This is a genomic window from Streptosporangium sp. NPDC001681 (genome assembly GCF_040298085.1).
In the GTDB taxonomy this organism is placed as follows: Bacteria; Actinomycetota; Actinomycetes; order Streptosporangiales; family Streptosporangiaceae; genus Streptosporangium.
In genome coordinates this window covers 40,219-55,605 of record NZ_JBEOZN010000061.1, presented here as the reverse complement: position 1 = coordinate 55,605, position 15,387 = coordinate 40,219, and the positions used below count along the sequence as shown (strand labels likewise).

Below are 15,387 nucleotides of genomic sequence, written 5' to 3'. Positions count from 1 at the left end.
AGTCCTGGAAACCCGCTGCTGTACGGCATGGGGACGTTCTCGGCCGGGAGATCGCGACCGGTGCCGGCCTCCTGACCCGACCGATGGGCACGACCCCGAAGGGAGTTCGGTCTCGTCGTCTTCATGTTCCTGCTCGGCTGTGAACTGCGGACCGACAGGATCGAGCGCCCGCGTATTCATCCCGGCGGGCAGGTTCAGGGCGGCGTGAAGGTGGCGCGCAGGCCGGCGAGGGTGAACTCGGTGGCCTGGCGGCCGGCTTCCAGCATCTCCTCGGGGGAGGCGCCGTGCCGCATGCTGACGAAGGCGGCGAGCTTGGCCCCGCCGATCACCGCGCCCACGGCCGCCGACGCCTCGGCCAGGTTCAGCTCGTCGGAACAGGCCCGGTGCAGGGCCTCGGCGAGCTCCTGCTGGCTGTCGAAGAGGAGCAGCAGGCCACGTGCCCTGAGCGAGGGGACGGTCATGATGAGGTGGTTGATGGGCGCTATCTCACGGGTGAGCTGGTCGTCGACGGCGAGCGCGGCGAACCCCGAGGTGATGGCGCGACTCAGCAGGTCGACCGCCCGGTCTCCGGGACCGCGCTCGGCGATCACCCGCAGGGCGCGGTCGATGCCGTCTCGCGAGTTGTGGAAGACCACGTCCTCCTTGCTCGCGAAGTAGCTGAAGAAGGTGCGGGTCGAGACGTCGGCCGCCGTGGCGATCTCCGAGACGGTCGTCTGCTCGTAGCCCTTCTCGACGAAGAGCTCGATCGCCGCGGCGATGAGAGCGTGCCGGGTGCGCAGCTTCTTACGCTCACGCAGTCCCAGAACCTCACTCATACGGACATCTTACTGCACAGCACCATACTCTGCACCTATTGTAACTTTGCATTTGATGTAGTTTTCTGGATGGAGACCAGCTGCATCTCTGCATAGGAGCAACGGATGACAGAGTCCCACGCGGAGGCGATCACCTTTCCCTTCGGACGCCCCGACCCCTTCACCCCACCCGAGCGTCTTGCCTCGCTGCGCGAGGAACGGCCCGTCACACCGATGACCTATCCCGACGGCCGGGTCGGCTGGCTCGTGACCTCCTACCCCGCGGTGCGGTCGATCCTGGCCGATCCCCGGTTCAGCTCCCGGCGCGAGCTGCTGAACGTCCCGGTGCCCTTCCCGCTGATGCAGGAGATGCGCCGCCCGGCCGACCCCGGCATGTTCATCCGGATGGACCCGCCCGACCACACCCGCTACCGGAAGCTGCTCACCGCGCAGTTCACCGTGCGGCGGATGAAGCAGCTGGAGCCCAGGATCCACGAGATCACCGAGGAGCGGCTGGACGCGATGGAGAAGGCCGGGCCTCCCCAGGACCTGGTCAGGGAGTTCGCGCTGCCCATCCCCTCGCTGGTGATCTGCGAGCTGCTCGGTGTCCCGTACTCCGATCGCGCGGAGTTCCAGCAGGCCACCGCGGTGCTGCTGAACCTGGAGTCCGCCGTCGAGGACATCCGCGCGGCGGTCGCCCGCGTCGCCGCGTTCTTCGCCCGGCTCATCGAGCTCAAACGGGCCGAGCCGGCCGACGACCTGCTCAGCGGGCTCGTCACCGGCGGTGAGCTGACCGACGAGGAACTGGGCAACATCGGGTTCCTGCTGCTCGCCGCCGGGCACGAGACCACCGCCAACATGCTCGGGCTCGGCACGTTCGCCCTGCTGCAGCACCCCGACCAGCTCGCCGCGCTGCGCGCCGATCCCTCGCTGATCGACAACACGGTCGAGGAGTTGCTGCGCTATCTCAGCATCATCCACATCGGCCCGATCCGCGCCGCCCTGGAGGACGTCGAGGTGGACGGGGAACTCATCAGGGCGGGTGAGGTGGTGACCCTCTCGATCCAGGCCGCCAACCGCGATCCCGCGCGCTTCACCGACCCCGACCGTCTGGACATCACCCACCCCGCGAGTGGGCATCTGACATTCGGGCACGGGTTGCACCAGTGTCTCGGCCAGCAGCTCGCCCGCGTGGAGATGCGCACCGCGTTTCCCATGCTGTTCGATCGGTTCCCCGATCTACGACTCGCCGTACCGGCGCAGGAGGTCCGCATGCGCGACACCATGTCCATCTACGGCGTACGGGAGCTGCCGGTCAGATGGTAGAGAACGCACTGAAGGTGACCACGGACACGTCGCGGTGCATCGGAGCGGGCATGTGCGTGCTCACCGCGCCGGAGGTGTTCGACCAGAGCGAGGACGACGGCACCGTCGTGCTCCTCGACGAGTCACCGCCGCCCGAGCTGCACGCCGACGTCCGCCGGGCCGAGCGGCTCTGCCCCTCGGGCGCCATCTCGGTGCAGGAGGATCCCGGCACCGCCTGACGTACCGGAGACGCCGGGATTCCGGCACTTCCCGATGTACGGCGGGGGCCGAGGCTCCGGCCCCCGCCGGTCACCGGCGCGAGCGGGCGACGGCCAGCACGGCGGTGAGGATGGCCTGCGCGTTGGCGGGTACCGGGGCGTTCTGGACGAGGACCGTCGGCGTGGCGCTCACTCCGCGCTCGATGGCCGTCTCCGTCACGTGGGCGGCCCAGTCGAGATAGACGCCCTCGCGCACGCATCCGCCGAACCCCGGATCGGTGATCCCCGCGAGACGGCCGACCTCGACCAGCTCGTCGTCGGTGAGCCCCGGGCCTCCCTCCGGGGGCTGGTCGGTGAAGAGCGCATGGACGTACTCGACGAACCTCCCCCGGTCCGAGGCGCAACCAGAGGAGGCGGACGCGCGGGAGGAGTAGTGGTCGGTGGAGAGCTCGTCCAGGAAGCCCATGGGATGGTAGACGAGGCTGACCGCCCCGTCCGCCACCAGCCTTACCAGCGCCGGTCCCGCCGCCTCCTCGAACGCCCTGCAGAACGGGCAGAGGAAGTCGATGTAGACGTCCACGATGACCGGACCCGAGCCCACGGCGATACCGTCTCCCGCCGTGGAGGCGTCGGCGGGCACCCTGGCCGGCCGTGTGGGCCGATGCGGTCGAGCTGTCATGTGTTCCTCCCCGCGACGCGGAAGAGGGTCGCGGCCCCCGCGGGTCCAACCCCTTTCGTGCTCTACCCCGTGGCGGACCACCGGAGCCTATGAACCACCAAAATTCGGACAAACCACACCCCGTACCGCACCCGCTCAGACTCGCGGCCCCGGAGCGCGGCGGAAGGAGAAGGGCTGGCTCTCACGGCCGGGGATCACGAACCAGCACTCGCCGGTGCCCTCGCTGTCGAGCAGCTGGACGAACGTCTCGACGACCGCCGAGACCTCCAGGATCGGGAAGCCGAGTTGCTGGAGCATCTCCCTGCCCTCGCCGAGGATCGCGGTGTCGGCGAAGGAGGGGCAGAGCCCCTGCACCCTGATCCCCCGCGGCTGGAGATCCTGGCCGAGCGAGCGGACCAGCCCGACGACGGCGTGCTTGTTGGCGGCGTAGATGGGATCCGAGGGGATGCCGACGATGCCCGCCATGCTGGCGGTCGCCACGATCGTGCCGCCGCCCGCCGCCAGCAGCGCCGGGATCGCGGCGTGCGCCCCGAAGACGACACCGTCGAGGTTGACCCCCATCGCCAGGCGGTAGCGCCGGACGTCGAAGTCCTCGCCCAGCCCGCAGCCCGAGGTGATGCCCGCGTTGAGGAAGGCGAGGTCGAGCCTGCCGTACCGCTCGACCGCGGTCGCCACCGCCGCCTCGTTGTCCTCCAGCCGGGACACGTCGCAGTGGACATAGGTCGCGTCCAGCTCGTCGGCGAGCTTCTCGCCCGCGGCGTCGTCGACGTCGGCGAGGACGAGGCGGGCCCCGCCCTCGGCCAGCCGCCGGGCCACGCCCGCGCCGATGCCGTTGCCGCCGCCGGTGACCAGGGCGACCCTGCCCTCCAGCCGGTCACTGCGGACCACGTTGAACGCCTCGGCCGGGCTCTCGGTCCCCAGCCCGCTGAGCAGCCCGCCGCCGGCGGCGAACCAGCCGCCGGTACCCGTCTTCTCCGTGGTCAAAGTGGCAGCCCTCCGGTCGCGGCGTTGGTCGAACCCGTGCTCTGGTACGCCGCGATCGTACGCTCGGCGATGCGCATCTGGTGGATCTCGTCGGCACCGTCCGCGAAGCGGGCCCAGCGGGCGTGCTGGAGCATGTTGGCCAGCGGGGTGTCGGTCGAGTAGCCGAGCGCGCCGTGCACCTGGATCGCCCGGTCGACGATCCGGTTGAGGCTGTTGGCCACGAAGTGCTTCGCCATCGAGACCTCGGTGCGGAAGTCCTCACCCTTGTCGATCTTCGAGGCGGCGTGCAGGACCATCAGCTTGCACTGGTAGAGCTCCATCGCCGAGTCGGCGATCAGCCACTGGATGCCCTGCTTCTCGGCCAGCAGCGATCCGTGGCTGTAGCGGTTGAGCGCGCGGTCGACCATCATGTCCAGCGCCGTCTCGGCCTGGGAGATCCAGCGCATGCAGTGCGCCAGCCGCGCCGGGCCCAGGCGGTACTGGCCGAGCCGGTGGCCGTTGCCGCGCCCGCCGAGGATCTGGCCGTCGTGCACCCGCAGGTCGGTGATGACGATCTCGCTGTGGCCGGTGGAGCCGTGCATCGTCTCGACCTCGCGGACGTCGTTCCACCCCTGCTGCGGGAGGTCGATGAGGAAGGCCGTGTTGCCGCCGCGCGAGCCCTCGGGCACGTCGAGCTCGGTCTTGGCGATGAGGATAGCGAAGCTCGAACGGCGGGCGTTGGAGATGAACCACTTGTGGCCGTTGATGACCCACTCGTCGCCGTCCCTGACGGCGTGGGTGCGGATGAGCGTGGGATCGGAACCGGCCACCTCCGGCTCGGTCATCGCGAAGCATGACATCTTGTGGCCCTTGAGCAGTGGTTTGAGGTACTTCTCCTTCTGCTCGTCGGTCGCCCAGTGCAGCAGCGTGTGCATGTTGCCCTCGTCGGGCGCCGCGCAGTTGAGGACCCAGGGTCCGAGCCGGGTCTTGGCGGCCTCGGACTGCACCATGGCGAGTTCGACGTGGCCGAGGCCCATACCGCCCCACTCCTTGGGCATGTGCGGCAGCCACAGCCCCTCGGCCCGCGCCTTCTCGCGCAGCTCGAAGATGACCCGGATGTACTCGTCGCGGGTGGTCGCCTTCTCCTCGTCGTCGAAGCCGCTGACGGCCGGGATGATGGTCTCCTGGACGAAGGCCCGTACCCGGCGACGGATCTCCTCGTGCTCGGGGGCGAGGGTGAAATCAATGGCCATGGGGTCCTCCCCTTACCTTCAGACCGGCAGGTCGGAAGGGAACGCCTTCTATCCTTGCCGTGTGTCGCTGCTTTGAGGCGACTGCTTGATGATTTCAGACAGATGCATTATTACCTTAACGATCGACAGATCCACCGGCAAGGCAGGAGCGCGCATGCCCCCTAACCCGGAAGCGACCGGCAGGCGCCTGGTGGCGGCGGCCGAGCGGCTGTTCGCCGAGCGGGGAATCGACGGCGTGTCACTCCGCGAGATCAACAGTGCCGCCGGGCAACGCAACTCGACGGCGCTCCAGTACCACTTCGGGGATCGGGCGGGACTGCTGAACGCGGTGCTCGCCAAGCACCATCCCGAGATCGAGGCCCGCCGCCACCAGCTGCTCGACGAGTACGAGTCCAGGGGGAGCCTTCCGGAGGCCGAGGCCCGCCGCGCCCTCGCCGCCGCGCTGGTGCGGCCGATGGCCGCCAAGCTGGCCGACCCCGACGGCGGCCGGTCATATCTACGGATCATGGAGCAGCTCGTCCAGCGCGGCGACCTCCCCGCCCTGCGGAGCATGCAGGCCGATCCTCAGCAGAGCATCAACCGGTGGCGCGAACTGGTGGCCCCGCTGCTCTCCGAGGTCGCGCTGCGCCGGCTGCACCAGCGTTTCATGGCCATCCGGGTGACCTACGTGGAGCTCGCCCGCCGCGCCGCGGGCCCCGAGGGCAAGGACGACCGGCTCTTCACCAGCCACCTGATCGACGTCGTGTCGGCCGTGCTGGCCACCGAGGTCTCCGCAGAGACCGCTCGCCTGCTGGGAGAACGCGACAGGCTGCGGGGCACGGAGCACCGTGCACCGGACTCCGGCGGCCTCGAAGGCGAACGGTGACCGTCAGGCGCCCGCGTGAGCCGCCTGGAAGGCGCCTCCCGCCGAGTAGGTGACCAGCGTGGTCAGTACCTCCTTGACCGACTCGCGCCTGCGCACGTCACAGAGGATGATCGGGGCCACCCCGTCCAGCCCCAGCGCCCTCCGTATCTTGATCGGGTCGTGCCGCCGCGCGCCGTCGAAGCAGTTGACCGCCACCACGAACGGGAGCCCGCGCTGCTCGAAGTAGTCCACGGCGGGGAAGCAGTCCTGCAGACGACGGGTGTCGGCGAGCACGACCGCGCCGAGCGCGCCGACGGAGAGCTCGTCCCACATGAACCAGAACCTGTCCTGGCCCGGAGTGCCGAACAGGTAGAGCCAGAGCCCGTCACGGATGGTGATCCGGCCGAAGTCCAGCGCCACGGTCGTGGTGATCTTCGACTCGACGCCCGCGACGTCGTCCACGCCGACACCGCGCTCGCTCAGCAGTTCCTCGGTGTGCAGGGGCCTGATCTCGCTGATCGTACCGACCATGGTCGTCTTGCCGACCCCGAAACCGCCGGCGACAAGGATCTTGATGGCCATCGCCGGGCTGTCGACCGGGCTCATGCCCGGCTCAGAGGCCGCGTATTCCATGCAGCACTTCCCTGTAGATGCGTTCGTCGATCGTCTTCCCCATCGGCCGGGGCTTGTCGATGGTGACCAGGCCCTCGCGGCGCAGTTCGCTGAGGAGTACGCGGGTGATGTTGAGCGGCAGCTTGAGGTGCGCCGCCACGTCCGCCACGGGGGTGGGCCGGCGGCACGCCGACAGCACGTCGAGATGCTCGGGCATCAACCCGACCGGCTCGAGGGGTATGTCGACGGTCGTGACGATGGCCACCAGGTCGAAGCTCTCCCCGATCGGGCGCGCCCGACCGCCGGTCACCCCGAAGAGCCTGACCAAGGGCCCGGGATCCTCTCCCGTCACGATCTCGCACCGTTCCAGGCGGGCGCCGGGGCAGCTCCCCTCGGCTGTGAGGACAGGTGCTCGCCGACGCGCTTGACCAACAGCGCCATCTCGTAGGTCACCATGCCGAGTTCGGCATCGCCCGCGGCCAGCACGGCCAACCGGGCTCCCTGCCCCGCCGCGGTGACGAACAGGAAGCCCCCCTCCATCTCGATGATGGTCTGCCGCACACCGCCGAGGCCGAAGTGCCGCCCGGTGCCCAGCGCGAGGCTGTGACTCCCGGCGGAGATGGCGGACAGGTGCTCGGCGTCCTCCCGGGTCAGCTCCCGGGAGCCGCCCATCGCCAGGCCGTCGGCGGACAGCACGATCGCGTGCCGGATACCGGGGACCCGCTGGGTCAGGTCGTCGAGCAGCCAGCTCAGTTCAGATCTGGGGTCGGGCATCGGAGTGGCCATCCTTTCGCTTCCACACGTCCTGGTCCTGCTCGGTCTGGCTGCGACCCTGCTGCCAGCCTCGTTGCATGGACGACATGAGGTTTGAGAGCTCCTCGGGAGTACGCGCGGGAACGTCGCGCCGCTCAGGTGAGCGCGTCTGGCGGAGCTGGGGGGCCAGGCTGGCCTGCCGCACCCGCACCGGCAACCCGTCCAGGTCCTCGTCGACGTCCGGTACGGACACCGCCCGCCGCACGGGCATCGAGGGGGCCGGGGTCTCCTGCCGCTGCTGTGGCGCGGGGAACCATCCCGGCGAGGGCTCGGGAGTGCGCGCCACCGGCAGGTCCTGCGAACTGTAGAACGCCCCGGGCAGCACCTCAGGGGCCGCGGCCAGCGCCCGCACCGGCCCGCCCGGATGGGCGCCCACCCGGCGTACCCGGGGGACGTCCTCGGCGGTCAGTGCCTCGCAGGTGGCGAGGAGACTCTGCGGCAGCAGCACGATCGCGGTGGTGCCGTCGTACGGCGAGGGCCGCAGCACGACCTTGATCCCGTGCCGGGCCGCGAGCCTGGCGACGACGAACAGGCCGAGCCTGTCGCTGTCGGCCAGGTCGAACTCCGGCGGGTCGGCTAGCTTGGCGTTGAGCTCGTCGAGGGTGGCCTGGTTCAGCCCCAGACCCCGGTCCTCGACCTCCAGCGCGAAGCCGTTGGCAGCCACCATGCTCCGTACGTGGACCACCGTGTTCGGCGGCGAGAAGACCGTGGCGTTCTCCACCAGCTCGGCGATCAGGTGGATCACGTCGGTGACCGCGGCGCCCACCAGCAGCGGCGCCTGCGGCATGGGCAGGACCGTGACGCGGGTGTAGTCCTCGACCTCGAGCACGGCGCTGCGCACCACGTCGAAGATCGGCACCGGGTCGCGCCATCTGCGGGCGGGGGCCGCCTCGGACAGGATGATCAGGTTCTCCGCGTGCCGCCGCATGCGGGTGGTCAGGTGGTCGAGCTTGAAGAGATCCTCCAGGGTCTCCGGCTCCTCGACGCGGCGCTCCATCGTGTCCAGGAGCGTGAGCTGGCGGTGGAGCAGCGCCTGGTTGCGCCAGGCGAGGTTCAGGAAGACCTGGCTGACGCCCTTGCGGAGGGTGGCCTGGCCGACCGCGGCCTCCACCGCGGTGCGCTGCACCGCGGAGAACGCGTGCACGACCCGGTCGACCTCGGCGGTGTTGGCGCGATCCAATTCGGGAGCCTCGGCCGCCGGGTCCACGTCCTCGCCCCTGCGCAGCCGCTCGACCAGTCGCGGCAGCCGCTCTTCCGCCAGTTCCACGGCCGAGGCCTGGAGTCGCTTCAGCTCATCGACCAGGGAGCGGCCGAACCGGTAGGAGAACACGATCGAGACGATGATCGCGAGCAGGCCCAGGCCCAGGACCAGCCCGATGCGCAGGAACGCCGAACTCCTGAGTTCGTCGCCCTTGATCGTGGCGCGGGCCAGTTCCTCCTGGGTGTGCTGGTTGACCGTGCTCAGCACCGTCCCGGAGTCCCGCTTCCACTCGGCGGCGTCCAGCGGCGGCTTCCCCTTGAGGTCCCATGCGAAGATCTTGTTCTCGGCGGCCAGCAGCCGCTGGTGGACGGCGTCCCCGGCGACCTGCCGGTGGCGCGCCTGCAGTTCGGGACTCATGTCCAGCTCCGCGTTGGCCAGGAAGTGCCTCCGGCTGGTCACCGCCGCGACGAAGGCCGCCTGCTCGGCGTGCGTCATCGTGCCGCGCTTCAGCACCGGGGCGAGTACGGCCTGCTCCCTGCCCAGGTACTCGGCGGTGGCACTGTAGGCGGTCATGCCGCGGATGATGCGGAAGGACGACACGTCGGCGAGCACCGTCGAGTCGCCGAACTGCTTGTTGGCGGCGCTGATGAAGGCGTTGTAGGCGTCGGTCACCTGGATCGCGCTCATCGAGCCGTTGTCGGCGGAGGCGCGCACCAGAACGAGCCCGTCCATGGCCGACTTCAGGATCCGCATGTCGGTCGGAGCGTTCTCCGGCTCGTAGCCCTCGGCGGACGAGATCGCCTGACGTACCCGATCCACCATGCGGTTGGTGGCTCGCCGCTGTTCGGAGAGCGACTTGTTCTGTGCGGTGGCCCCGGCCGCGTCGGCGGAGAGCTGGCGCTCGCGCTGGATCTCGACGATCATCTCCTGGATCGGCGCCCCGGTCACCTGCCAGCGGGTCTGCGTCTGGGAGATGCCGGCGATCTGTGAGACCGCCGTGTAGGCGATGACCATCCAGAGGGCGATCAGCGAGAGCACAGGAATGACGAGGATCTTAAGAATCTTCGAGCGGATCGGAGGGGCGGAACTCATTCGTCTTGTCCAATCCGCGGTTCCTGCGCGTGGCCGACAGCCGCCGGGCTCGGAGAGCCCCACGGTCGCACGCCGCGACTGGTGCGTGTGTGATTCGAAACACTATGCCCATGGGACATATGTAGCTTCAAGCCGCAGAGCGAAGATTGAATCTCAATGTTCGCGACAGGTCACGAGACTGCTCACCGGCGAGGGCCGGGGCTCCAGACGATCATGCAGTTCAGCATGGGTGCGGGCGCGCGAAACCGCCGTCTCCGCCGCCACGGATCGAGAGCATTCCGTTACCGCCTGCCGACGCCCGAGCACCCGGTGGCAGGGCATCGCCCCTGACGCCCGGTCACCGAGCGTGACGTCGGTGAACACCCGAAAATCAGACGGCCGCGTCCCGCGAACCGTCTCGGGGCGCGCCTTTCGGGCCGGCTCTCGCCCTCAGCCGTCGCAGGCCCTGCGGGCGAGGATGGAGTGGATCTCGAAGGAGGGCGCGCTGAACCCCGGGGCCGACATGACCTCGCGGACCTCCCGGAGTTGCCGTGCGGTCATCCCCGCCTCCGCCAGGCGCTCCTCCAGGTGGTGACTGTTGCTGATCAGGAGACCGAGCCCGGCGGAGCCGCGCTCCCATACCTCGGTCCAGCGCACCGGGTCGACATCGACCAGGCCCGCCCCGGCCATCTCCCGCGCGGCGGAACCACCCCAGGTCGGATCGCTGCCCGCGGCGCCCAGCACCCGGGTCATCGCGGCGATGTAGGCCCCGTACAGCTCTCCCCCCCGCCCGCCGAGGGTGGGCGGCGCCACCCAGCGGGTGATGTCGATCTCGTCGATCTGCAGCCAGCCGCCGGGCCGCAGCGCGGCGCGCAGGCGCCGCAGCACCTGGCGGCGCTGGGGCAGGTGGCTAAGCACGAGCCGGGCGTGGATCAGGTCGAACGCGTCCACCGGCAGCGGGTCGGCGACGACGTCGTGGCGGACGACGGTCAGCCCCGGCCTGGACGGGATCAGACCGGGTTTGATGTCGGTCGCCAGCACACGCCCGTCGGGCGCCACCCGCTCGGCCAGCCAGAGCGCCACGCTGCCCCCGCCGGCCCCGACCTCCAGGCAGTTCCAGCCGGCTCCGACGCCGGTCAGGGCGAGGCGCTCGAAGGTCAGCGGGTCAAGGAGCTGGGCGAGGTAGCGGTGCTGGTCGGACGAGTGATCCCCGTCGTTGTCGAACACGTAGTCAGACGCGGTCGCGGAGTTCTGCCCGGTCATATGGAGCCTTCCGAGAGTGGGTGACCTCCGTCGCATGGTAAGCGGCGCGCCACGGAAAGTGACAGGCTTTCGGCAGGACGTACCCCCTCTCCCTAAAGAACGTATCCCCCACGCCACATCATGTCCGAACATGAGCCTTTTGCTCGGTAAGCAAACAGCGGTCCCGCCGCCGAGCGACACACCGTGCGGCCGGTCGAACGCCTCCCCGGGGAATGACGCGGCGAAATGCGGTGAGGTACACCGATGACGCCATACACGAGGGGGCACCATGGCGACCGTCGCCGAGCAGTTCATCGAGGTTCTCCGCCAGGCCGGGGTGGAAAGGATCTACGGGGTGGTGGGCGACAGCCTGAACCCGGTGGTCGACGCGGTCAGGAAGTCCGGCCACATCGAGTGGGTCCACGTACGCAACGAGGAGGCGGGGGCGTTCGCCGCCGCGGCCGAGGCACAGGTCACCGGGCGCCTGGCGGCCTGCGCGGGCAGCTGCGGCCCCGGCAACACCCACCTGATCCAGGGGCTCTACGACGCCCACCGCAGCGGCGCCCCCGTGCTCGCGCTGGCCTCGCACATCCCCTCCACTCAGATCGGCACCGGCTTCTTCCAGGAGACCCATCCGGGGCGTCTCTTCGTGGAGTGCAGCCACTTCTGCGACATGGTCGGCACGCCCGAGCAGATGCCCCGGGTGCTGCGCATCGCGGTACAGCAGGCGATCGGCCTCGGCGGCGTCTCGGTGGTGGTGCTCCCCGGTGACGTGGCGAGCATGTCCACCGCCCGCGCCACCGGTGAGCACGACTTCCTGACCCGGACCGGCACGGTCGTGCCGCCCGCCGACCAGGTGGCCGAGCTGGCCGAGGCGCTGAACCGCGCCGAGAAGGTGATGCTGTTCTGCGGCGCCGGGACGCGCCACGCCCGCGAGGAGGTCATGGGGCTGGCCGGGCGCACCCTGGCACCGGTCGGGCACGCGCTGCGCGGCAAGGAATGGATCCAGTACGACAACCCCTACGACGTGGGGATGAGCGGGCTGCTCGGCTACGGCGCCTGCTACGACGCGATGCGCGAGGCGGACCTGGTGGTACTGGCGGGGACCGACTTCCCCTACGACGACTTCCTGCCGGGGGCGCGCACGGTCCAGATCGACCACGACCCGGCACGGCTGGGCCGCAGGACCCCGCTGGAGCTGGCCGTACACGGCGATGTCGGCGCGACGATCCGCGCGGTGCTGCCGCACGTCACGCAGAAGACGGACCGCCGCCAGCTCGACAGGATGCTGGCCAGGCACCTGAAGGCGCTGGAGAACGTGGTGGAGGCGTACACGCACGACATCGAGCATCACCGCCCGATCCACCCCGAGTACGTCGCGAACCTGATGGACGAGCTCGCCGACGACGACGCGGTGTTCACGGTGGACACCGGGATGTGCAACGTCTGGGCCGCCCGCTATCTCAGTCCCAACGGCCGCCGTCGCATCATCGGCTCGTTCGTGCACGGGAGCATGGCCAACGCGCTCCCGCACGCCATCGGCGCCCAGTTCACCGACCGCCGGCGGCAGGTCGTCTCGCTGTCGGGGGACGGCGGGCTCGGCATGCTCCTCGGGGAGCTGCTCACGGTCCGGCTGCACGACCTGCCGGTGAAGACGGTGGTGTTCAACAACTCCTCGCTCGGCATGGTGAAGCTGGAGATGATGGTGGACGGGTTGCCCGACTTCGGCACCGACCACGCTCCCGTCGACTACGCGGCGATCGCCGCCGCGGCCGGCATCGAATCGTTGCGGGTGGAGGACCCCGCGGACGTACGGGAGGCCCTGGCCCGCGCCTTCGCGACCCCCGGGCCCTTCCTGCTGGACGTGGTCACCGACCCCGACGTGCTGGCCATGCCACCGCGCATCACCCCCGAGCAGGTGAAGGGGTTCGCCCTGGCCGCGGGCAAGATCGTGCTCACCGGCGGGGTCGGGCGCATGGTCGACATGGCGAAGGCGAATCTGCGGAGCATCCCGCGCCCCTGAGCCGGGCGGCGCCCGCCCTGTGGACCGAGCGGCCGCCGGCACCCGGGCCGGCCCGTGTCGACCCCGTGTCGACCCCGTGTCGACCCCGTGTCGACTCTGCTCAGCCGGCTCTGATCAGGGAGCGTCCCCTGGCCGGGCGGCGAGGACCCGGCCGAGAAGGTCCGTGAGGTTCTCGCGCTCATCGGCCCGCAGACAGGAGAACCACTCCTGTTCCCTGCTCGTCTGCTCGGCGAAGATCTCACGGACCGCCGCCTCGCCCGCCGGGGTGAGGCCGACCACCACGGCCCGCCTGTCCTCGGGGAGCGGGCGGCGCTCGACCAGGCCGTCCCGCTCAAGGGTGTTGACCGCGTTGGTCACCGCGGAGCGGGACGTGGCGGAGATCTCCGCGAGCCTGGCGGGCTGGGTGGGGCCGAGCAGCCAGAGTTTGAACATCAGGCGGAAACCGGGAAGGGTCCCGCCTCGCGGGCGGTGGATGCGCGTCTCCAGGTCCGTGACGAGCAGGTAGGCCAGCTGGAGCAGGTTGTAGGCCAGCGCGAAGGCCTCGGCGTCGGCCGGGGGCGGCATGGCCGCCAGGCGCTCACGCGCGTAGGCGGCGTACCGAAGGTCTGCTCTGTCCATCGGCCAAGTCTTGCGCAACGAGAGGTCCGCCGTGAATATTGTTACGGCCATAACAATCTACGGGAGGCATCTGTGCGAGTGGTCATCGCCGGAGGCGGCATCGGCGGGCTGGCGACAGCGCTCAGCCTGCACGCCGCCGGCTTCGAGGACGTGGTCGTGTGCGAGGCCGCCGGGGAGATCCGCCCGCTGGGCGTGGGCATCAACCTGCTGCCGCACGCCGTGCGCGAGCTCACCGAGCTCGGCCTCGCGGAGCGGCTGGCCGAGATCGGGGTGGCCACCGGGGAGCTGGCCTACTTCAACCGGTACGGCACGCCGATCTGGTCGGAGCCCAGGGGCCTGGGCGCGGGATACGGCTGGCCGCAGTACTCGATCCACCGCGGACGCCTGCAGATGCTCCTGCTGGAGGCCGTGATCGAGCGCCTCGGCGCGCAGGCCGTGCGGACCGGCAGCCGCGTCGTCTCCACCGGCCCGCGCCCCGGGTCCGGCGCGGACGGCCTGCGGATCGGGACGGGCGACCTGCGGATCGAGGCGGACGACCTGCTGGTCGGCGCGGACGGCATCCACTCGGCGGTCCGGGCGCACCTGTTCCCCGGCGAGGGACCACCGCCCTGGAACGGGCTGGTCCTGTGGCGCGGCACGACCTACGGCGAGCCGTTCCTGACCGGGCGATCCATGATCATGGCCGGGGACGGCACGCGGAAGTTCGTGGCCTATCCGATCGAGACGGGCGAGCGGACACTGATCAACTGGATCGCCGAACGCCCGCTGGACGGCGAGGCCCCGGCCCGGGGCGACTGGAACCGCCCGGCGGATCCTCAGCGGATCGTCGAGCACTTCGCGGACTGGCGGTTCGACTGGCTGGACGTGCCCGGGATCATCTCCGGTGCCGAGGCGGCGTACGAGTACCCGATGGTCGACCGCGACCCGCTGCCGTACTGGACGTCGGGCAACGTGACCCTGCTGGGCGACGCCGCCCACGCCATGTACCCGATCGGCTCCAACGGCGCCTCCCAGGCGATCATCGATGCCCGGGTGCTCGCCCACTCCCTCGCGCACGGCGACCTCGCCGCCTACGAGGCGACCCGCCGCCCGGTGACCACCGCGCTGCAGCTGTCCAACCGGCAGATGGGCCCCGAGGTGGTGATGAGGCTCGCCCACGAGCGTGCCCCGGACGGCTTCGACGACATCGAGCGGGTCGTCCCCCTCGCCGAGCGGACCGAGATCGCCGCGTCGTACAAGCGCACGGCGGGCTTCGACCCGGTGTCGCTGAACGAGCGCCCGTCCTGGAGCGTGACGCGGTGAACCTCGAACCGCTCGCCGTGTTTCACGTGGAACTCGACCCGATCCTCGACCTCGGCGCCTCCCAGTGGGGCAGGCGCCGGGTGATCAACATCGTGGGCGGGTCGTTCGAGGGGCCGCGCCTCTCCGGGACCGTGCTGCCCGGCGGCGCCGACTGGCAGGTCCTGCACGCCGACGGCATGGCCAGCATCGACACCCGCTACACGCTGCGCACCCACGACGGCGCGCACCTGTTCATCTCCACCAGCGGGGTGCGGCACGGCCCTCCCCCCGTCCTGGAACGCCTGTCTCGGGGCGAGCCCGTCGCCCCTGGCGAGTACTACTTCCGGCTGTTCTGCCGCTTCGAGACCGGCGACGAACGGTACCTGTGGCTCAACCGCACCCTGGCCGTGGCCTCGGCGTCCCGCACCGCCGATGCCGTCCGCTACGACGCCTACACCCTGACCTGAGAA

General features: G+C 70.2%; 16 protein-coding genes. 6 read left to right on the top strand and 10 right to left on the bottom strand.

The genetic code is table 11. From position 1 onward, the window contains the following. Positions 1 to 194: 194 nt before the first annotated feature. Complete coding sequence (locus tag ABT130_RS26140; RefSeq protein ID WP_350959521.1) at positions 195 to 815, bottom strand: TetR/AcrR family transcriptional regulator; 621 nt, start codon at positions 813 to 815, stop codon at positions 195 to 197. A gap of 105 nt (positions 816 to 920) precedes the next feature. On the opposite strand from ABT130_RS26140, the gene ABT130_RS26135 reads away from it, so the two are divergent. Next, positions 921 to 2,120, top strand: a complete 1,200-nt coding sequence (locus ABT130_RS26135; RefSeq protein WP_350959518.1) for a cytochrome P450 — start codon at positions 921 to 923, stop codon at positions 2,118 to 2,120. After that, entirely contained in the window at positions 2,114 to 2,338 is a 225-nt protein-coding gene (locus tag ABT130_RS26130; RefSeq protein ID WP_451935333.1) for a ferredoxin, read from the top strand. The genes ABT130_RS26135 and ABT130_RS26130 overlap by 7 nt, the downstream gene beginning before the upstream one ends. 70 nt (positions 2,339 to 2,408) lie before the next feature. On the opposite strand, the gene ABT130_RS26125 is transcribed toward ABT130_RS26130, so the two are convergent. From ABT130_RS26125 to ABT130_RS26115, 3 genes are all read right to left on the bottom strand, one after another. Further along, positions 2,409 to 2,996 (bottom strand): DsbA family protein, encoded by a 588-nt coding sequence (locus tag ABT130_RS26125; RefSeq protein WP_350959515.1) that lies wholly within the window; start codon positions 2,994 to 2,996, stop codon positions 2,409 to 2,411. A 135-nt stretch (positions 2,997 to 3,131) separates the two neighbouring features. Further along, positions 3,132 to 3,980: an SDR family NAD(P)-dependent oxidoreductase gene (locus tag ABT130_RS26120; protein WP_350925715.1), complete on the bottom strand. Its 849-nt coding sequence runs from the start codon at positions 3,978 to 3,980 to the stop codon at positions 3,132 to 3,134. Then, the gene (locus tag ABT130_RS26115; protein WP_350959512.1) at positions 3,977 to 5,212 is read right to left on the bottom strand and encodes an acyl-CoA dehydrogenase family protein; all 1,236 of its coding nucleotides are present in this window, start codon (positions 5,210 to 5,212) and stop codon (positions 3,977 to 3,979) included. Before ABT130_RS26115 ends, ABT130_RS26120 begins: the two co-directional genes overlap by 4 nt. A gap of 154 nt (positions 5,213 to 5,366) precedes the next feature. Between ABT130_RS26115 and ABT130_RS26110 the strand changes: the two genes are divergently transcribed. Continuing rightward, on the top strand, positions 5,367 to 6,077 hold the full coding sequence (locus ABT130_RS26110; RefSeq protein ID WP_350959509.1) for a TetR/AcrR family transcriptional regulator: 711 nt from the start codon (positions 5,367 to 5,369) through the stop codon (positions 6,075 to 6,077). A 3-nt stretch (positions 6,078 to 6,080) separates the two neighbouring features. Here the strand turns inward: ABT130_RS26110 and ABT130_RS26105 are convergent, their stop codons facing one another. The 5 genes from ABT130_RS26105 to ABT130_RS26085 form a co-directional block, all read right to left on the bottom strand. Further along, positions 6,081 to 6,689 carry a GTP-binding protein gene (locus ABT130_RS26105; RefSeq protein ID WP_350959506.1) on the bottom strand — a complete coding sequence of 203 codons (609 nt, stop codon included), beginning with the start codon at positions 6,687 to 6,689 and terminating at the stop codon, positions 6,081 to 6,083. Further along, the gene (locus tag ABT130_RS26100) at positions 6,670 to 6,996 is read right to left on the bottom strand and encodes a DUF742 domain-containing protein (RefSeq protein WP_350925707.1); all 327 of its coding nucleotides are present in this window, start codon (positions 6,994 to 6,996) and stop codon (positions 6,670 to 6,672) included. The genes ABT130_RS26105 and ABT130_RS26100 overlap by 20 nt, the downstream gene beginning before the upstream one ends. 20 nt (positions 6,997 to 7,016) lie before the next feature. Further along, positions 7,017 to 7,442: a roadblock/LC7 domain-containing protein gene (locus tag ABT130_RS26095; protein WP_030905472.1), complete on the bottom strand. Its 426-nt coding sequence runs from the start codon at positions 7,440 to 7,442 to the stop codon at positions 7,017 to 7,019. Further along, positions 7,423 to 9,774 (bottom strand): sensor histidine kinase, encoded by a 2,352-nt coding sequence (locus ABT130_RS26090; RefSeq protein ID WP_350959502.1) that lies wholly within the window; start codon positions 9,772 to 9,774, stop codon positions 7,423 to 7,425. The genes ABT130_RS26095 and ABT130_RS26090 overlap by 20 nt, the downstream gene beginning before the upstream one ends. Positions 9,775 to 10,203: 429 nt before the next feature. Further along, positions 10,204 to 11,016 (bottom strand): class I SAM-dependent methyltransferase, encoded by an 813-nt coding sequence (locus tag ABT130_RS26085; RefSeq protein WP_350959499.1) that lies wholly within the window; start codon positions 11,014 to 11,016, stop codon positions 10,204 to 10,206. A gap of 268 nt (positions 11,017 to 11,284) precedes the next feature. Between ABT130_RS26085 and ABT130_RS26080 the strand changes: the two genes are divergently transcribed. Continuing rightward, positions 11,285 to 13,018, top strand: a complete 1,734-nt coding sequence (locus ABT130_RS26080; RefSeq protein ID WP_350925699.1) for a pyruvate dehydrogenase — start codon at positions 11,285 to 11,287, stop codon at positions 13,016 to 13,018. Between the two features lie 114 nt (positions 13,019 to 13,132). Here ABT130_RS26080 and ABT130_RS26075 read toward each other — a convergent pair whose 3' ends face one another. Further along, positions 13,133 to 13,636: a MarR family winged helix-turn-helix transcriptional regulator gene (locus ABT130_RS26075; protein ID WP_350925697.1), complete on the bottom strand. Its 504-nt coding sequence runs from the start codon at positions 13,634 to 13,636 to the stop codon at positions 13,133 to 13,135. Between the two features lie 72 nt (positions 13,637 to 13,708). Between ABT130_RS26075 and ABT130_RS26070 the strand changes: the two genes are divergently transcribed. Both ABT130_RS26070 and ABT130_RS26065 read left to right on the top strand, forming a co-directional pair. After that, positions 13,709 to 14,938, top strand: a complete 1,230-nt coding sequence (locus tag ABT130_RS26070) for a flavin-dependent oxidoreductase (RefSeq protein ID WP_350959496.1) — start codon at positions 13,709 to 13,711, stop codon at positions 14,936 to 14,938. Further along, positions 14,935 to 15,384: a DUF3237 domain-containing protein gene (locus tag ABT130_RS26065; RefSeq protein ID WP_350959493.1), complete on the top strand. Its 450-nt coding sequence runs from the start codon at positions 14,935 to 14,937 to the stop codon at positions 15,382 to 15,384. The genes ABT130_RS26070 and ABT130_RS26065 overlap by 4 nt, the downstream gene beginning before the upstream one ends. Positions 15,385 to 15,387: the final 3 nt, after the last annotated feature.

What these genes read in the sequence shown, in the direction of transcription:
- ABT130_RS26140 (WP_350959521.1), bottom strand. Translation starts at nt 815, where the DNA reads ATGAGTGAGGTTCTGGGACTGCGTGAGCGTAAGAAGCTGCGCACCCGG.
- ABT130_RS26135 (WP_350959518.1), top strand. Translation starts at nt 921, where the DNA reads ATGACAGAGTCCCACGCGGAGGCGATCACCTTTCCCTTCGGACGCCCC.
- ABT130_RS26130 (WP_451935333.1), top strand. Translation starts at nt 2,114, where the DNA reads ATGGTAGAGAACGCACTGAAGGTGACCACGGACACGTCGCGGTGCATC.
- ABT130_RS26125 (WP_350959515.1), bottom strand. Translation starts at nt 2,996, where the DNA reads ATGACAGCTCGACCGCATCGGCCCACACGGCCGGCCAGGGTGCCCGCC.
- ABT130_RS26115 (WP_350959512.1), bottom strand. Translation starts at nt 5,212, where the DNA reads ATGGCCATTGATTTCACCCTCGCCCCCGAGCACGAGGAGATCCGTCGC.
- ABT130_RS26110 (WP_350959509.1), top strand. Translation starts at nt 5,367, where the DNA reads ATGCCCCCTAACCCGGAAGCGACCGGCAGGCGCCTGGTGGCGGCGGCC.
- ABT130_RS26105 (WP_350959506.1), bottom strand. Translation starts at nt 6,689, where the DNA reads ATGGAATACGCGGCCTCTGAGCCGGGCATGAGCCCGGTCGACAGCCCG.
- ABT130_RS26095 (WP_030905472.1), bottom strand. Translation starts at nt 7,442, where the DNA reads ATGCCCGACCCCAGATCTGAACTGAGCTGGCTGCTCGACGACCTGACC.
- ABT130_RS26090 (WP_350959502.1), bottom strand. Translation starts at nt 9,774, where the DNA reads ATGAGTTCCGCCCCTCCGATCCGCTCGAAGATTCTTAAGATCCTCGTC.
- ABT130_RS26085 (WP_350959499.1), bottom strand. Translation starts at nt 11,016, where the DNA reads ATGACCGGGCAGAACTCCGCGACCGCGTCTGACTACGTGTTCGACAAC.
- ABT130_RS26080 (WP_350925699.1), top strand. Translation starts at nt 11,285, where the DNA reads ATGGCGACCGTCGCCGAGCAGTTCATCGAGGTTCTCCGCCAGGCCGGG.
- ABT130_RS26075 (WP_350925697.1), bottom strand. Translation starts at nt 13,636, where the DNA reads ATGGACAGAGCAGACCTTCGGTACGCCGCCTACGCGCGTGAGCGCCTG.